This is a genomic window from Laceyella sacchari, assembly GCF_004343255.1.
In the GTDB taxonomy this organism is placed as follows: Bacteria; Bacillota; Bacilli; order Thermoactinomycetales; family Thermoactinomycetaceae; genus Laceyella; species Laceyella sacchari.
Map to the genome: position 1 here is coordinate 179,090 of NZ_SMDD01000001.1, position 14,196 is coordinate 193,285.

Below are 14,196 nucleotides of genomic sequence, written 5' to 3' on the forward strand. Positions count from 1 at the left end.
GGCTCCTTCTTGCGGTCGCAGAAGGGGCTTTGTTTAATGTTCTCTTCGTTCCCACTCATTTCCTGTCATTTTGAGAGGGAGTATCTCGCCGTTTTCCAGCTTGACAGTGGGTTGGTCAACATACCATCCCCGCCCGTTGATTGAAACATCCGTCTGATAGCGGAAGCGAAGGTAGCGGGCGTTGGCAGGCAGGGACAAGCTTACTCGATTCCAGCCTTCACTCCTGCCAGTGACCGAATGCAAGGGTTTCCAATTTTTACCGTTCGCAGATGTTTCGACAATGCCAAAATCAGCATTGGTTTCGAGATGATGCCAAGTGGCGAAGGATAATGTTTTTTTGGCGGACGAAGCTGGCAGATTGGCTGTCAGCGTGCGGTTTAACCCATCGCCGTACCCTGCGAACCAAGCCGGCCTCCGCATGGCGACAGGTATGGCGTCAGCGGCCAACCGCGCCGCTTCCCTACGAACGGGGTTGAGTGAAGGCGTTTCCCGGGTGGGATGTACCCGATTGGTTAGCAGAATGGCGATGGTGGCTTGCTCCCGGTTAACGACGAGGGATGTGCCAGTAAAACCTGTATGGCCAACAGTATGGGGGCTGGCGAGGGCGTCCATGTACCATCCCTGATTCAGCTCCCAGCCGAGGCCGTGGTCATCACCGGGGAAGTCGGTGTTAAAGTTGTGTTCCATTAAGGCCACGGTTTGTTCATTCAAGATGCGGGTGGTTCCGTATCGGCCACGTAATAGGAAGAGATGGCCCAACTTGGCCAAGTCGGTGGCTGTAGAGAATACACCGGCATGGCCCGCCACGCCATCCAAGGAAGCGGCGTTTTCGTCATGCACTTGACCCCAAACCAGCCCACGGTCGGGATTGGACTGGTATTCAGTGGCGGCGATGCGATGCTTGTAAGACGCGGGTGGATTGTACATCGTATCAACCATTCCCAGAGGCCCTGTGATTGTTTCTTTCACATATTGATCCAGCCGCTTGCCAGTAAGGCGTTCCACCAGAGCGCCCAACGTAATCATGTTAAGGTCGCTGTACACATAGGTGCTTCCGGGAGCATGGTCGAGCGGGCAACGGAACACTTCTTGCAGGCGGTCATTTCGGTTGCCATTCACCTGATATAAGGGAAGTCCGGGGCGGAATCCAGATGTATGCGTCAGTAATTGTTTGATGGTGACGTTCGCTTTGCCGTTTGTCGCGAATTCGGGAATGTAGCGGCTTACGGGATCATCGAGTGCGAACTTGCCTTGTTCATAGAGCTTCATCACGGCGATGGCGGTGAAGATTTTACTGATCGAAGCCACGTCAAACAGGGTATGGTTGGTCATGGGAACGGGTTGGGCGAGAGGGGTTCGTGAGGAATCGCGGTACTTGGCGGCATAGCCGTACGCTTGGTGCTTGACGATGACACCACGGCGGGCGACCAGCATCACCGCACCAGGCATATGGTTTTGTTCAATGGCCCGGTTCAGAGCGGTGTCCAATGCACGTAGTGGTTCGTTTCGCATTCCTGCTGCTGATGGTGGGCCCGCACGTAAGGTCGGGCTGGTGGGGAGGGGGAAATCCCAGCTTGCCGGGAGGGCGACATTCACTTGCTTTGCGGGTGGGAGTGGCTTGCTTTCTTTTTCTGATAAAGGGGCATACGCGGCGAGAACGGGAACCGGCATCAAGCAGGCCAGAAGCAGGCTAAACAAGGATACCCCGAAGGGATGGCGGCGCATGGGGCGTTCTCCTCCTTTGTGTGATGGATGCCTTATTGATATATTTTACCAAAACGTGAGCGGTTAAGACAAAAAGTCGTTCCTGTAAAAAACAGGCGCCTCATCGATAGGCGCCTGTTTTCGCCGGGTAGTTGATGAATGGCCTGGTAACGAAACGCTCATAATTGATACCGGAACCCGTCATGTGCGATCTGGACGGCAGAGAAAACAGTTTGTGCTTCTTTCAACAATTGCGCATGATCCTCTTCCATGAATCGTGAACTGATGTGGGTTAGTATCAGCGCTTTGGCGTTGGCATTTTTGGCCACAGTGGCCGCTTGGACACACGTGGAGTGATGGTGGGCGGTGGCCAACTCTTCCTGACCGGCCCCGTAGGTGGACTCATGAACCAACACATCGGCGTGGTGCGCCAAGGCTTCTGATGAAGGAGTGGGTCGGGTGTCTCCGAGAATGGTCAAGATGCGCCCCGGTTTGGGGGGATGGATGTAATCTTGTCCATTGATGACGCGCCCATCGGGGAGAGTTACCGTTTTCCCCTGTTTAATCTCTTGATAGTGAGGGCCAGGTGGGATGCTTTGGGCTTTCAGTTTCTCAATATCCAAGGCCCCAGGTTGCTCCTCTTCTTGCAAACGGTAGCCGAAGCAGGGAATGCCGTGATCCAATTTTCCCACCGTCACTGTAAAAGGGCCTTCCTTCAATGTGTCCCCTTCTTCCACTTCATGAATGGTGAGGGGATAACGCAAGTAGGTGCAACTGGTTTGCATCGCCACTTCAATAAAGGAACGCAAACCTTTGGGGCCATAAACGGTTAATGGCGTCTCGGCTCCTTGAAAACTTCGGCTTCCCAATACGCCGGGAAGCCCGTAGATATGATCCCCATGAAGGTGGGTGATAAAAATCCGGCTTATCTTTCCTAAGCGGACGGGATGTTCAAGTATTTGATGCTGGGTGGCTTCACCGCAATCAAACAGCCAAGTGTCTCCTTTGTACTCCGGCATGATGAGAGCGAGGGATGAAACATTTCGCTGTTTGGACGGGATGCCAGCGCCGGTGCCCAAAAACAGAAGTTCCATCGCATAATCCCTCCTTTCTTCAACAGGAAAGTTTAGTCCGATGAGGCAAGGGGTTCATTTTGCTGAGATTTGGCTGTTGTACGCCAATACCCAGCGGGCTGCTTCCGCTACAGAGGCTACGGTATGGGTCGCTTCCCGTTTTACTGCGGTATCGGCGACCGCCATTGCAAAGCTGTGCTTCGTCAGTCGGAGCATGGAGATGTCATTATAGGAATCGCCGATGCAGGCTACTTCCTCTTCCTTCATGCCTAAGTGATCGATCAGCCGTTTGAGACCCACCCCTTTGGAGACGCCAGGAGGCATGAAATCAATGCAATGCCGGTCGGAAATGAAGGAGTCAACCCTGTCGGCAAAATGTTCTTTCACCGTGGCTTCCAACTTTTTGATTTCGTCCATGTCGCCGATGTAGCATAGCTTGCTGGCGAAGATGGAGGTGCCTAAGCAGTCGAGCACATCAGCCCGTTCTTCAATCGGCATGCGCATCTGGGTTTCAATCTGTTGAACCATCTCACTTTTACGCGGTACAAACATGCCATCTTCTTGGCTAATGAAGCCAACCAGCTGATAGGGTTCGGCGATCCGGAACAACTCGCGGGCCGTGTCCCCGTCGAAGTGTGCGGAATACAGGCGTTGATTATTCGTGTCATAGATGAACGCGCCATTTTGGCTGATGCGGTGGAACTCGCCTTGCAGTTCGTTCATCACACTAACCAATTCTTTATCCATGCGCCCGGAGGCGAGGCAGACTTGCACTCCAGCGTCGGCAAGTGCCATTAAGGCTTCTTTGTCCTCCGGATTCACAGTTTTTTTGTCATTGAATAAGGTGTTGTCTAAGTCACTCACAAATAAACGGATCATATTGGATGACACTCTTTCTGTTGTGATAATAGATGCATCTCTGTTTAGGTTAACATAAATAAGTGGATAAACACATCATCCAGGAGACTTGCCTTATTTATATGAATGTTTCATTTTATATGCATAATGGGTTAATCAAAATGGGTTATGGTAAAAAATATAAAAAAGCAGGGGATGGGAACATGAGCCTTTTTCTGTGGTTTATACTCATAGCGGCATTGGTTGCGGTGCTGTCGGTTCGCCGGGCCAAGCGGCGGACGCGGTTGGTGAAGCCGGACCGGTTGCTCAAGCCGGCCGAGTGGTCTGCGGAAGAAGTGACAGTTGGTTGGATCGGTCACTCGACCGTACTGATGAATATATACGGGGTGAAAGTAATCACAGATCCGGTGCTAGGCAGACGTGTCGGACAGCATCTGGGGATCGGCGATTGGCAGATCGGCCCTCGCCGTCATGTTGAACCAGCAGTCACTTATGATGATTTGGGACAAGTAGATGTGATTCTGTTGTCCCACGCCCATTTTGACCATTTTGATATTCCTACGTTAAAGCGGCTGGCGCACCCTGATTTGTTGATGGTCGTGCCCAAAAACACGTCCAAGCTGTTAAAAGGTTTGCCATGTCGGCGAATTGTGGAATTGAGTGGGGAAGAGGAAGTTCAGCTGGGCGAATGCGGCCTGACCATTAAAGCGGTGCCGGTAAAGCATTGGGGAAATCGTTATCCATGGAATGTGGATTATGGGTATACCGGGTATTTAATTGAAAAGCGGGACACGCGGATCTTCTTTCCGGGAGACACCGCCTACACCCCGGATTTTTACCGTCTGCGCGAGCGGGGGGAGATCGATCTGTGTTTCATGCCCATCGGTGCATACAGTCCAGACAAATACCAATGGGCACATTGTACCCCCGAACAGGCGTGGCAGATGTTTCTCGATACAGGAGCCAATGTGTTGGTGCCGATTCATTGGGATACGATTAAGTTGTCGCAGGAGCCTTTGCACGAGCCATTGGAGCGGCTACTCGCTGCCAGCGGAGAACAACGGGATCGAATTGTCATCACAAAACATGGGGAGGTTTATGTGCTGGTCAAGGATAAAGTCAGCCTGTCATAACGCTAGCTTTGGTGTATTTAAGGCGTGTTCCGGGGAAGCGGTGCCAGAACACGCCTTCGTGTTGGATGAAGTGGGATGGATCACTGCGTTTGCAGTTCGGCTAGCTCTTTTTTTAAGATGGCAGCTTTGATAGCCATATAGTCTACCTCGTCTGGCAACGCGTCTTTGAGCGGACGGAGTTTGTGTGCGCCCAGCTCGTCGATTTTGCGCATAATCAGTGCTTCCCAGCGAGCGGGGATGAAAGCGTCCCAATCCAGAGGATGACCGTCCAGGCCAGCGCGGATGAGATGATCTTCGATCGTTCCCCGCGTCAGTTGCCGCAGTTTGGCGATCTCATCGATCGTTTTTCCTTCTTGGAATAAACGGTAGGTGAGCAGGTGGCTCTGTTCTTTTTCCGGCTGTTCGGGAGCAGAAGGTGTTCGTCTGCGTCCATGCTTGTCCACGTATTTTTGAATCAAGGCCAGAAAAGCATGGCCGTGTTTGGCATATTTCAGCTCACCCACACCGGGGATGGCTCGCATCTCCTGTTCGGTGATCGGCAGGCGGCGGCACATCTCTTTAAGCGTGCTGTCTTGGAAAATGATGTATGGTGGCAATTGTTCCCGCTCGGAAATCGATTTCCTGAGTGCTTTCAGTTCTTCAAACAGCAGGGAACCTCGGCTGAGCTCAACTGTCGGCGTGCGCGTTTCTTCGCGGTGGAGCAATACGCGCCGGGAACCTTTTAAGACGTCGATCGCCAAGGGCGTCAACTTGGCAACGGGCACGCTGGGGTGTGACAGATCCAGGGTGAGGTAATGGTTGCTCACCAACTGGTGGCAAAGCTGGATGATTTCTTTTTCGGTTTGGTCTTTCATGATGCCGTAGGTGGAGAGGCGATCCAACCCCCAGCTGAGAATGCGCTTGTTTTTGGACCCGCGCAACACCTTGGATACCACGGTGAAGCCGAAGCGTTCATTCATGCGTTTGATGCAGGAGAAAATCTTTTGCGCATCAATGGTGCGGTCTTCCGCTTCACCCAGCTTTTTGCGGCAATTGCCACAGGTGCCGCAAGTGTAGGGATGATCATTGCCAAAATACTGGATAAATGCTTGCTGGTAACACTCATCAGTAAAGCAATAATCCACCATGCACCGTAATTTGCTAAGTTCCAGTGTTTTGCGCTCCGGAGTCATCTCAGAATGGTCGATCAGGTATTTTTGCGTTTCAATATCCTTCGGTGAGAACAGCAGGATGCACTCGCTTCGGTCGCCGTCTCTTCCGGCCCGTCCCGCTTCCTGATAGTAACATTCCAGATTGCGGGGCAGGTTATAATGGATCACGAAGCGGACATTGGATTTGTCGATCCCCATGCCAAACGCGTTGGTAGCGATAATGGTTTGAATCCGGTCATAGGAAAACGCTTCTTGGGCCCGATTGCGCTCCTGATCGCTCATGCCTGCATGATATTTGGCGACGGGAAAACCTTCCTCTTGCAAATAGCGATGCAACTGATCTACTTCTTTGCGGGTGGAGCAATATAGGATGCCGGTCTGCCCTGGGTGGTCGCGCAGATATTGCGCGATGAATTCACGCTTTTGCCCGTCGCGGTGGACATAAAAAGAAAGATTGTTCCGTTCCAATTTAGTCGAGAAAATATGCTTGGGCGAGATTTGCAACAAATTGGCGATATCATCGCGCACATCGACCGTTGCTGTCGCAGTCAAGGCGGCGATCAACGGTCTGCGCGGCAATGTCAGCAATCGTTCGGCCATGGAGCGATAGCTGGGGCGAAAGTCATGTCCCCACGTCGAGATACAGTGCGCTTCGTCGATGGTAACCAAATAGATGGGTAATGTCTCAAAAATCGCTTGGAAGCGCTCTGATTCCAAACGCTCAGGAGCGATGTAGAGCAATTTGACTTCGCCGGAGCGAAGCGCTTCGATGCGCTGGTCGATCTCATGGGGTTGTAGCGTGCTGTTGATGTATGTAGCGGAAATGCCTAGTTGCTTTAAGCCGTCCACTTGATCTTTCATCAAGGAGATCAAGGGGGAAATCACGATGGTGATCCCTGGAAACATCAGCGCCGGAATTTGGTAGCAAATGGATTTGCCCCCGCCAGTCGGCATGATGCCCATCGTGTTATGCCCGGCCAAGATGCTCTGGATGATTTTGCGTTGTCCCGGACGGAAAGTAGCGTAACCGTAAAATTTTTGCAGGAGTAGTTCCGCTTGTTCGATTGACACTCGTTTCACCCACTTACAAAGCATAGCTCGACATGATATGCAATCATTTTACATGATTTTTCTGATGTTGGCATGATGGAATTCCCCAGGAAGCGCGCTATCATCCTGGCTCCCTTGTAAGCAGAGGGCGTCCAAGGTTATCCTATACAATGAACGCAACAAGAGTGGAGGAACGAAACATGTTATTCATCGACAATCGGAACATCACCGATCCGCGGATCAACTTGGCGATAGAAGAGTATGCCCTCAAGCATTTGGATATAGAGGAGACATATCTCCTGTTTTATATCAATGAACCTTCCATCATTATCGGCAAACATCAAAACACAGTGGAAGAAATCAATGTCGATTATGTGCGGGAGAAAGGGATTCATGTGGTGCGCCGGTTATCTGGTGGTGGAGCGGTGTACCATGATTTGGGCAATCTCAACTTCAGCTTTATCACCAAAGACGATGGCAAGAGCTTTGCTAATTTCCGCAAGTTTACAGAGCCGGTCATCTCCGCGCTGGAGAGTTTGAACATCAAAGCCGAATTAAGCGGGCGGAATGATATTTTGGTCGATGGGAAGAAAGTGTCCGGCAACGCCCAATTTTCAACGAGGGGACGCATGTTCAGCCATGGCACGCTGATGTTTAATGTCAATATCGAAGAAGTGGTTAAAGCACTGCAAGTGAAGAAGGAAAAAATCGAATCCAAAGGGATCAAATCGGTGCGGAGCCGGGTTGCCAATCTGGTGGATTATTTGGCGGAACCGATGTCCATCCAGGAATTTCGGCAGGTGTTGTTGACGCACATCTTCGACGGAAAGCAACCGATTCCGCAGGTTGAACTGACCGCCGCAGATTGGGCCGAGATTGAAAAAATCGCTGACCGGCGCTACCGGAATTGGGATTGGAATTTCGGCGAGTCGCCGGAATTTAACGTCCAACACAGCAAGCGGTTCCCGATCGGATCGATTGACATCCGTCTCGATGTCGGGGAAAAAGGCGTCATCCGCCAATGCAAAATCTATGGGGACTTTTTTGGTGTGGGAGATGTGGCCGATATTGAACAGCGCTTGGCAGGGATTCGATATGACCGGGATGCCATCGAGAAAGCGTTGGCAGATGTGGATGTGAAGCATTATTTTGGTGATATCACCAAAGAGGAATTTATCGACTTGGTTTATTGATGACCAAACACGCCACCCAAGGAAAGAAGATAGTTGGTATTGACACTGGAAAAAGCGATGTCGTCAGCGGGACATCGCTTTTATTTATACTATGTGTTTCAATTCCCCTTCTGCTAAACGTTTGTTGAACGCCGTCAAAAATGCTTCTTGCTTATGGTGGAGCACATGTTCTAAAACGAATTCCTGATAGCCTTGTTCAAGGAGGAAATATAATACGCTGCGGAATAGTTTGGGGCCGTGGGGGTTGGTGGGGTCGATGAGTTGGAAGCTGGAATTGTACTCTTTGATCGTTTCCAGTAGAAAGAGGGTGCTTAAGCGCCCATTGGGCAAGGTGAACGCATATTCTTCCAGTATATAGCGATTGCGGTTGCCGCTGAATTGTACGCGTTCTTTGGGGATCAATGGCGGATGTTGTTGGTTTAGGACATGGGGCGCGATCGTCAAATCGAGCCGGTCGTGTTGGGTTGAGATGAAGCGACGAACCGCTTTGTAGTTGTTGAGGGCGGGAACAAGGGAAATGCGGCCGAGGAATGTTTGGATGATCAATTTATCATCGATGATCTTATAACCAAACAATATGTCTTGATCGATAAAGCCCCAGCCTTTTGGTGACAAGGTAATGCGGCCCAAATGCAGGAGCTGTTGCAATCTGATTCGCAGCAGGGAGAGACTTGGGCAAGGACTGATTCGCTCTGTCCAACGTTCATACGCATGGTTGTCGATGTGAACGGTCAATTCCATGGATGCGGTGGAAATGCGTGTGCGGGGCGTATGGCGGCGTTGCCGTTTTACCACGCGCATCAGTTCATGTTTGTTGAGATAATGGTCGTGATGAAGAAAGCATGTCCAATCGGCAAGTTTAATTTTTTTATTTATAAACGTCTTACTATTTAAGACCTGATAACTTAACGGATTTCGCTTTAACTCATTAAGCCAATTTTTGGAAGGGAGTGGTGTGTCAAATGGCCTGTGGCTATGCATGAAAGCCACTCCTTTCTGTATTTGGTCAAGTTGGAAGCCTGCCAATTTTGTTTGCATCCGTGTCGATAAGCGGAAAAACCGATCTGTGGAGGGCGGTGAGCCCAGGTGCAAAGGGGTTACTTGGTGCACTCCACCATCCATATCTCTCCATCCAAAAGATGGGTTAAACCTTTGAAAAAAATGGGGTTGTATATTCATATTACCATAAATAACCCAATTTATGCGAATATTTTTATACATTAATAAGAGTAGTTTTTCACGTCAATCCGTTGTGGGGTGCGCCTTTTTTGATTGAAATTCAGCCAAGAGAGCCGGTTTGAACAGATGGGAAAATCATTCATTAAAACGTAGGTAAGTCACAACTTGTCTAGGTCGATGGTATCGGTCGGGCAAGCGGTGGATGAAAGGAATCGGCTGGCGTATGTTAATGCTGTAATAGATTAATACCCGTTTTGTAGGAAAGTTATGATTAAATTCTCATAAAACCTTGACAAAACTCTGAATATTCTATTACGATAAAAACAAACAAGCGCTTGTTTTAAAGAAGGGATTTAGCTATGCCAAAAAAAGGGAGAAGAGAAGAAATCCTAGCCATCGCTTGTCGCTTGTTCAGCCAAAAAGGATACCATGGCACCACGATTCGTGATATTTCCGAGGCTTGTGGAATTTTGGCGGGCAGCTTGTATGCCCATATCAATACCAAAGAAGATTTGTTGTTTGAGATTACCAATCGGGGGGCGGATGCTTTCTTGCAATCATTGGCCCCGATCGTGGAGAGCCGGGTCACGGCCAAGCAGAAGCTGAAGCAAGCCGTTCGCGCGCATATCCAAGTGGTGGAAGCCAATCTTGAAGCGGCCACGGTGTTTTTCCATGAATGGAAGGCATTGACGGGTGAGCGGTATAAGCAGATTCAGGAGAAGCGGGATCAATATGAAGGCATGTGGTCGGCCATTTTGGCGGAGGGTGTGCAAGAAGGGATCTTCCAATTGCAAGATGAGAAATTCGCCCGCCTGTTAATTTTATCGGTGGGCAACTGGATTTACCAATGGTACCGCCCTGATGGCGGGTTGAGTGCCGAAGAAATCGCAGATCGGTTTGTAGCGTTGATGCTACACGGATTTGTGAGATAGGGATGGGAGGGAGAGACTTGCAAGAACAAGATTACCGTTCGTTCATGGAGCGAATCGAACGTGGAGAGAAGATCGAGGCGACCGAATGGATGCCGGATGAATATCGCAAGCTTCTAGTCAAATTGATCCACATGCATGCAGTAAGTGAGATCATGGGCGCATATCCGGAGAAAGAGTGGGTTCCCAAGGCTCCCAGCTTGCGGCGCAAACTGGCGATTATGGCCAAGGTGCAAGATGAGATGGGCCATGGGCAGTTGCTGTTGCGCGTTGCCGAGGATTTGTGCGCCCCGTGGGGCAAAACGCGTGAAGAGCTGATTTCCGACATTTACAGGCAACGGGTGAAATTTCACAATGTCTTCCACATGGAAGCCCGTACTTGGGCAGATGCGGGTGTGATCGGTTGGTTGGTCGACGGCGCCGCCATCATTAACCAAGCAGCGCTCCTAGAAACCTCTTATGCTCCTTACGCCCGGGTGTTGAAGCGGATCTGTGCTGAAGAGAGCTTTCACATGCAACATGGGGAGAACATCATTTTGGCGCTGGCCATGGGGACAGAAGCGCAACGGGAGATGTTGCAAGAGGCCGTTAATTACTGGTGGGAATCGTTGCTGTTCTTTTTCGGCCCCAAAGAGGTCACCCCGGCGGCTGAGCGTATGCTTCATTACCGCATACGCATTAAGACGAATGAGGAGTTGCGGCAAAAATTTTTGGACAAGTATGTCCCGCGCATCTGGTCGCTGGGCTTGACGGTGCCCGATCCGCAGTTGCGTTATGACGAGGAAGAGAAGTGCTGGCGCTATTCGGAGCCCGATTGGGAGAAATTCGGCCGGATTGTGCGCGACTGTATGGGTCCCAAGTCGCAGGAGCGGATGGCGTTGCGTCGTCGCGCCCACGAAGGTCAACTCTGGGTGCGTGAAGCGATGATTCGCTCCCGGGCTTTGATGCATGCGGTGTGAGGTGGGATCAAATGACTGAAAAAATGGAATATGGCGTCTTCGAGGTATTTGTGCAGCGGACGCATCTAGATCATCATGTCCATGTGGGAAACTTGCTGGCCCCTTCCGCCGATGTGGCAGCGCAGATGGCGCGGGAGAACTTCTTGCGGCGAGAGAAAGTGGTCAGCCTGTGGGTGGTTCCCCGGGACCAGATTACCGCTGTTTCTGAACATGGAGAGTGGTTGGGGCGCGAATTGGATCGGAGTTACCGTGAAGTGTCCGGGTACACCGAAAACGGACGGCTGTGGCGCATGTTTAAAGAGAAAGCGCTAACATTGGAGGAGATCGTGGCATATGTGGAACGGCGGAGCGAAGGAGGGAGAAGGAATGGAAATCAAAGACGCCCATCAGGCTCGTGAGCATCCAACTTATCACCAGGCATTGATCCGGTGGATCACTCAGTTGGCCGATGATGAATTGACATTGGGCCATCGGGACTCGGAGTGGCTGGGACTATGCCCTGACATTGAAGGAGATGTTGCATTTAGTTCGATCGCGCAAGATGAAGTGGGACATGCCACCTTCTACTTTGAGCTCTTGCATGAATTGGGTGAACCTGATCCCGACAGGCTGGCCTTTGCCAGGAAGAGCCACGAACGGCGCAACGCCAAGCTGGTGGAACAGGAAAATGGCGATTGGGCTTACTCCGTTCTCCGCCACACCCTTTACGATATTTTTGATGGGATCCGACTGGAAGCGATGCGCCAATCCAGTTACCTGCCGCTCAGGCACGGTGTGGCGAAGATCCAGCGGGAAGAGGCGTACCATTTGTTGCATATGAAGACATGGATGGTCCGCATGGGCAAAGCGGGCGGTGAAGCGAGACAATACTTGGAGGAAGCGGCAGTGCGTCTATGGCCGCAACTGGATGACCTCTTCTCCTTTGGAGATGCGGATGAGGAAACGCTGTTGCGGTTTGGGATCATCGGATTTGGCTCCGCCGAATGCAAGAAACGATGGGAAGAACAGGTGAAAGCCGTTTTCAGCCAAGCGGGTCTGCCCTGGCCGGGGGAGATTCCAATAAGTGGGCGCGATGGACGGCTGGGGCAACATGACCCCGCATTGGCCCAGTTGCTGGAGACGATGACAGAAGTATACCGCCTTGACCCCGTAGCGAGGTGGTGAAGGAAATGGTGACGGAGGCGGAATATTGGAAACGGTTGCAAGAAGTGAAAGACCCGGAGATTCCCACAGTGAGTGTAGTGGAGATGGGGATGGTCAAGCGGGTGGAGGTGAAGCCGGGTCGGGTGCTTGTCGAGATGATGCCCACCTTTGTGGGATGCCCGGCGCTCGACTTGATCCGCAAGCAAGTGGTTCGCCAATTGTCTGAGCCAGACGCTTCCGTTGAAGTAGAAGTTGATTTTGTTTTCGATCCCCCATGGACGAGTGAGCGCATTACTGCGGAGGGCGCACGGAAGCTGAAGGAGTTTGGGATCGCACCACCTGGTTCGCAGGTGGATGAGCTGCCATCCTGTCCATATTGCGGGGAGGAAAAGGGGCAAGTAGAGAATTTGTTCGGACCGACGGCCTGCCGCGCAATCTATTATTGCACGCGTTGCCGGCAACCGTTTGAAGGCATGAAAAAAGTGTGATCAAAGGAGTTGGCGCCATGTACCAACCCGCAGTGGAGGCGATGGAGAGGCGGGAGCTGAACCAGTTGCAGGAACGGCGCTTGTTGGAAACGGTGCGTCGCGTGTATGCACATGTGCCATTTTATCGGTCGAAGCTGCAACAAGCAGGCATTGATCCCGAGTCATTTCGCGGTTTGGCCGAGCTTACGCGGCTGCCATTTACCCGCAAATCGGATTTGCGTGACCAATATCCGTTTGGCTTGTTCGCCACGCCGCTCGCCGACGTGCGCCGCCTTCACGCTTCATCGGGAACAAAAGGGAAGCCGACGGTAGTCGGTTATACTGAACGCGATTTGCGCTTGTGGAGTGAAGTGTGTGCACGGGCGCTGGTGACGGCTGGAGGCCAGCCAGGAGATGTATTTCACAATGCTTATGGGTATGGCTTGTTTACGGGAGGATTAGGGATGCATGCCGGCGCCGAACGGTTAGGCATGGTCACGGTGCCGGTTTCTGGCGGCGGGCGCATGAGGCAGTGGACGTTGATTGAAGATTTCAGCCCGCGCGTGATTGCGGGAACACCCTCATTTATTTTGAGTCTGGGTGAAGCGATGATTCAAGCAGGCAAACATCCCCGCAACAGCTCAGTCAAAGTGGGGATTTTCGGCGCCGAGCCGTGGTCAGAAGAGATGCGGCAGGAATTGGAAGCGTTGTGGGGCATCCATGCGGTGGACATTTATGGTTTGTCAGAAGTGGTTGGGCCGGGAGTGGCCATTGAGTGCTGGCAGGCAAAAGAGGGCTTGCACATCGCTGAAGACCATTTCTTGGTGGAAGTGATTGACCCGCACACCGAAGAAGTTTTGCCGGAGGGCGAGGTGGGTGAGCTGGTGTTTACCACATTGACCAAAGAAGCGCTTCCTGTCCTCCGTTACCGAACGGGGGATTTGGCTAGTGTTACGAGCGAACCCTGCCGTTGCGGGCGGACACACCGCCGGATGTCCCGTGTCAAAGGGCGGATCGACGACATGTTGATCATCCGGGGAGTCAATGTGTTTCCGATGGAGATTGAGCCCATCGTGATGGCCCAGCCAGAACTGAGCCCTCATTATCAGCTGGTTGTAGAGAAAGAAGGATCGATGGATCGGTTGACGGTTGAAGTGGAAGTATTGGAATCTTCATTTAATCTTGTTGATTTTTCCGCGTTGACCAAACGGTTGGAGGAGGCGCTGAAAGAAAATTTGGGTGTCTCTGTCCGTGTGCGCGTGACGATGCCGGGATCATTGCCGCGTAGTGAAGGAAAGGCTGTTCGCATTCTTGATCGGCGGTAAGGTCTGTACGGCGAATTTATTAAACTATCCAG

Annotated in this window: 13 protein-coding genes; 8 read left to right on the top strand and 5 right to left on the bottom strand. The window is 51.6% G+C overall.

Annotation, left to right across the window (positions count from 1 at the left end; translation table 11 throughout):
- Positions 1–33 precede the first annotated feature (33 nt).
- From EDC32_RS00905 to EDC32_RS00915, 3 genes are all read right to left on the bottom strand, one after another.
- Positions 34–1,725: a serine hydrolase domain-containing protein gene (locus EDC32_RS00905; RefSeq protein WP_132219651.1), complete on the bottom strand. Its 1,692-nt coding sequence runs from the start codon at positions 1,723–1,725 to the stop codon at positions 34–36.
- Positions 1,726–1,883: 158 nt separating this feature from the next.
- Positions 1,884–2,798, bottom strand: a complete 915-nt coding sequence (gene rnz / locus EDC32_RS00910; RefSeq protein ID WP_132219652.1) for a ribonuclease Z — start codon at positions 2,796–2,798, stop codon at positions 1,884–1,886.
- Positions 2,799–2,852: 54 nt separating this feature from the next.
- Positions 2,853–3,656, bottom strand: a complete 804-nt coding sequence (locus EDC32_RS00915; RefSeq protein WP_132219653.1) for an HAD family hydrolase — start codon at positions 3,654–3,656, stop codon at positions 2,853–2,855.
- 182 nt (positions 3,657–3,838) lie between these two features.
- On the opposite strand from EDC32_RS00915, the gene EDC32_RS00920 reads away from it, so the two are divergent.
- The gene (locus EDC32_RS00920; protein WP_158283169.1) at positions 3,839–4,768 is read left to right on the top strand and encodes an MBL fold metallo-hydrolase; all 930 of its coding nucleotides are present in this window, start codon (positions 3,839–3,841) and stop codon (positions 4,766–4,768) included.
- Between the two features lie 80 nt (positions 4,769–4,848).
- On the opposite strand, the gene recQ is transcribed toward EDC32_RS00920, so the two are convergent.
- Complete coding sequence (recQ, locus tag EDC32_RS00925) at positions 4,849–6,999, bottom strand: DNA helicase RecQ (RefSeq protein ID WP_246026810.1); 2,151 nt, start codon at positions 6,997–6,999, stop codon at positions 4,849–4,851.
- Positions 7,000–7,169: 170 nt separating this feature from the next.
- Here recQ and lplA point away from each other — a divergent pair, with 170 nt between their 5' ends.
- Entirely contained in the window at positions 7,170–8,162 is a 993-nt protein-coding gene (lplA, locus tag EDC32_RS00930; protein WP_132219656.1) for a lipoate--protein ligase, read from the top strand.
- Between the two features lie 84 nt (positions 8,163–8,246).
- Here lplA and EDC32_RS00935 read toward each other — a convergent pair whose 3' ends face one another.
- Entirely contained in the window at positions 8,247–9,143 is an 897-nt protein-coding gene (locus EDC32_RS00935; protein ID WP_132219657.1) for a hypothetical protein, read from the bottom strand.
- A gap of 557 nt (positions 9,144–9,700) precedes the next feature.
- Between EDC32_RS00935 and EDC32_RS00940 the strand changes: the two genes are divergently transcribed.
- From EDC32_RS00940 to EDC32_RS00965, 6 genes are read left to right on the top strand one after another with little or no spacing between them, the layout of a single operon-like run.
- Positions 9,701–10,273, top strand: a complete 573-nt coding sequence (locus EDC32_RS00940) for a TetR/AcrR family transcriptional regulator (protein WP_022737866.1) — start codon at positions 9,701–9,703, stop codon at positions 10,271–10,273.
- Between the two features lie 2 nt (positions 10,274–10,275).
- Entirely contained in the window at positions 10,276–11,229 is a 954-nt protein-coding gene (gene paaA / locus EDC32_RS00945; protein WP_054096438.1) for a 1,2-phenylacetyl-CoA epoxidase subunit PaaA, read from the top strand.
- Positions 11,230–11,240: 11 nt separating this feature from the next.
- The gene (locus EDC32_RS00950; RefSeq protein ID WP_132219658.1) at positions 11,241–11,627 is read left to right on the top strand and encodes a phenylacetic acid degradation protein; all 387 of its coding nucleotides are present in this window, start codon (positions 11,241–11,243) and stop codon (positions 11,625–11,627) included.
- The gene (gene paaC / locus EDC32_RS00955; protein WP_132219659.1) at positions 11,596–12,393 is read left to right on the top strand and encodes a 1,2-phenylacetyl-CoA epoxidase subunit PaaC; all 798 of its coding nucleotides are present in this window, start codon (positions 11,596–11,598) and stop codon (positions 12,391–12,393) included. The genes EDC32_RS00950 and paaC overlap by 32 nt, the downstream gene beginning before the upstream one ends.
- A 5-nt stretch (positions 12,394–12,398) precedes the next feature.
- Positions 12,399–12,860: a 1,2-phenylacetyl-CoA epoxidase subunit PaaD gene (gene paaD, locus EDC32_RS00960; RefSeq protein WP_022737870.1), complete on the top strand. Its 462-nt coding sequence runs from the start codon at positions 12,399–12,401 to the stop codon at positions 12,858–12,860.
- Positions 12,861–12,877: 17 nt separating this feature from the next.
- Positions 12,878–14,164, top strand: coding sequence for a phenylacetate--CoA ligase family protein (locus EDC32_RS00965; RefSeq protein ID WP_054096436.1), 1,287 nt, complete (start codon positions 12,878–12,880; stop codon positions 14,162–14,164).
- The last annotated feature ends 32 nt before the right edge of the window (positions 14,165–14,196 follow it).

Bases quoted from the DNA above. Each gene is read 5' to 3' on its own strand.
- EDC32_RS00940 (WP_022737866.1), top strand. From the start codon at position 9,701: ATGCCAAAAAAAGGGAGAAGAGAAGAAATCCTAGCCATCGCTTGTCGC.
- lplA (WP_132219656.1), top strand. From the start codon at position 7,170: ATGTTATTCATCGACAATCGGAACATCACCGATCCGCGGATCAACTTG.
- rnz (WP_132219652.1), bottom strand. From the start codon at position 2,798: ATGGAACTTCTGTTTTTGGGCACCGGCGCTGGCATCCCGTCCAAACAG.
- paaD (WP_022737870.1), top strand. From the start codon at position 12,399: ATGGTGACGGAGGCGGAATATTGGAAACGGTTGCAAGAAGTGAAAGAC.
- EDC32_RS00920 (WP_158283169.1), top strand. From the start codon at position 3,839: ATGAGCCTTTTTCTGTGGTTTATACTCATAGCGGCATTGGTTGCGGTG.
- EDC32_RS00915 (WP_132219653.1), bottom strand. From the start codon at position 3,656: ATGATCCGTTTATTTGTGAGTGACTTAGACAACACCTTATTCAATGAC.
- EDC32_RS00935 (WP_132219657.1), bottom strand. From the start codon at position 9,143: ATGCATAGCCACAGGCCATTTGACACACCACTCCCTTCCAAAAATTGG.
- EDC32_RS00965 (WP_054096436.1), top strand. From the start codon at position 12,878: ATGTACCAACCCGCAGTGGAGGCGATGGAGAGGCGGGAGCTGAACCAG.
- EDC32_RS00905 (WP_132219651.1), bottom strand. From the start codon at position 1,725: ATGCGCCGCCATCCCTTCGGGGTATCCTTGTTTAGCCTGCTTCTGGCC.
- paaC (WP_132219659.1), top strand. From the start codon at position 11,596: ATGGAAATCAAAGACGCCCATCAGGCTCGTGAGCATCCAACTTATCAC.
- EDC32_RS00950 (WP_132219658.1), top strand. From the start codon at position 11,241: ATGACTGAAAAAATGGAATATGGCGTCTTCGAGGTATTTGTGCAGCGG.
- paaA (WP_054096438.1), top strand. From the start codon at position 10,276: ATGGGAGGGAGAGACTTGCAAGAACAAGATTACCGTTCGTTCATGGAG.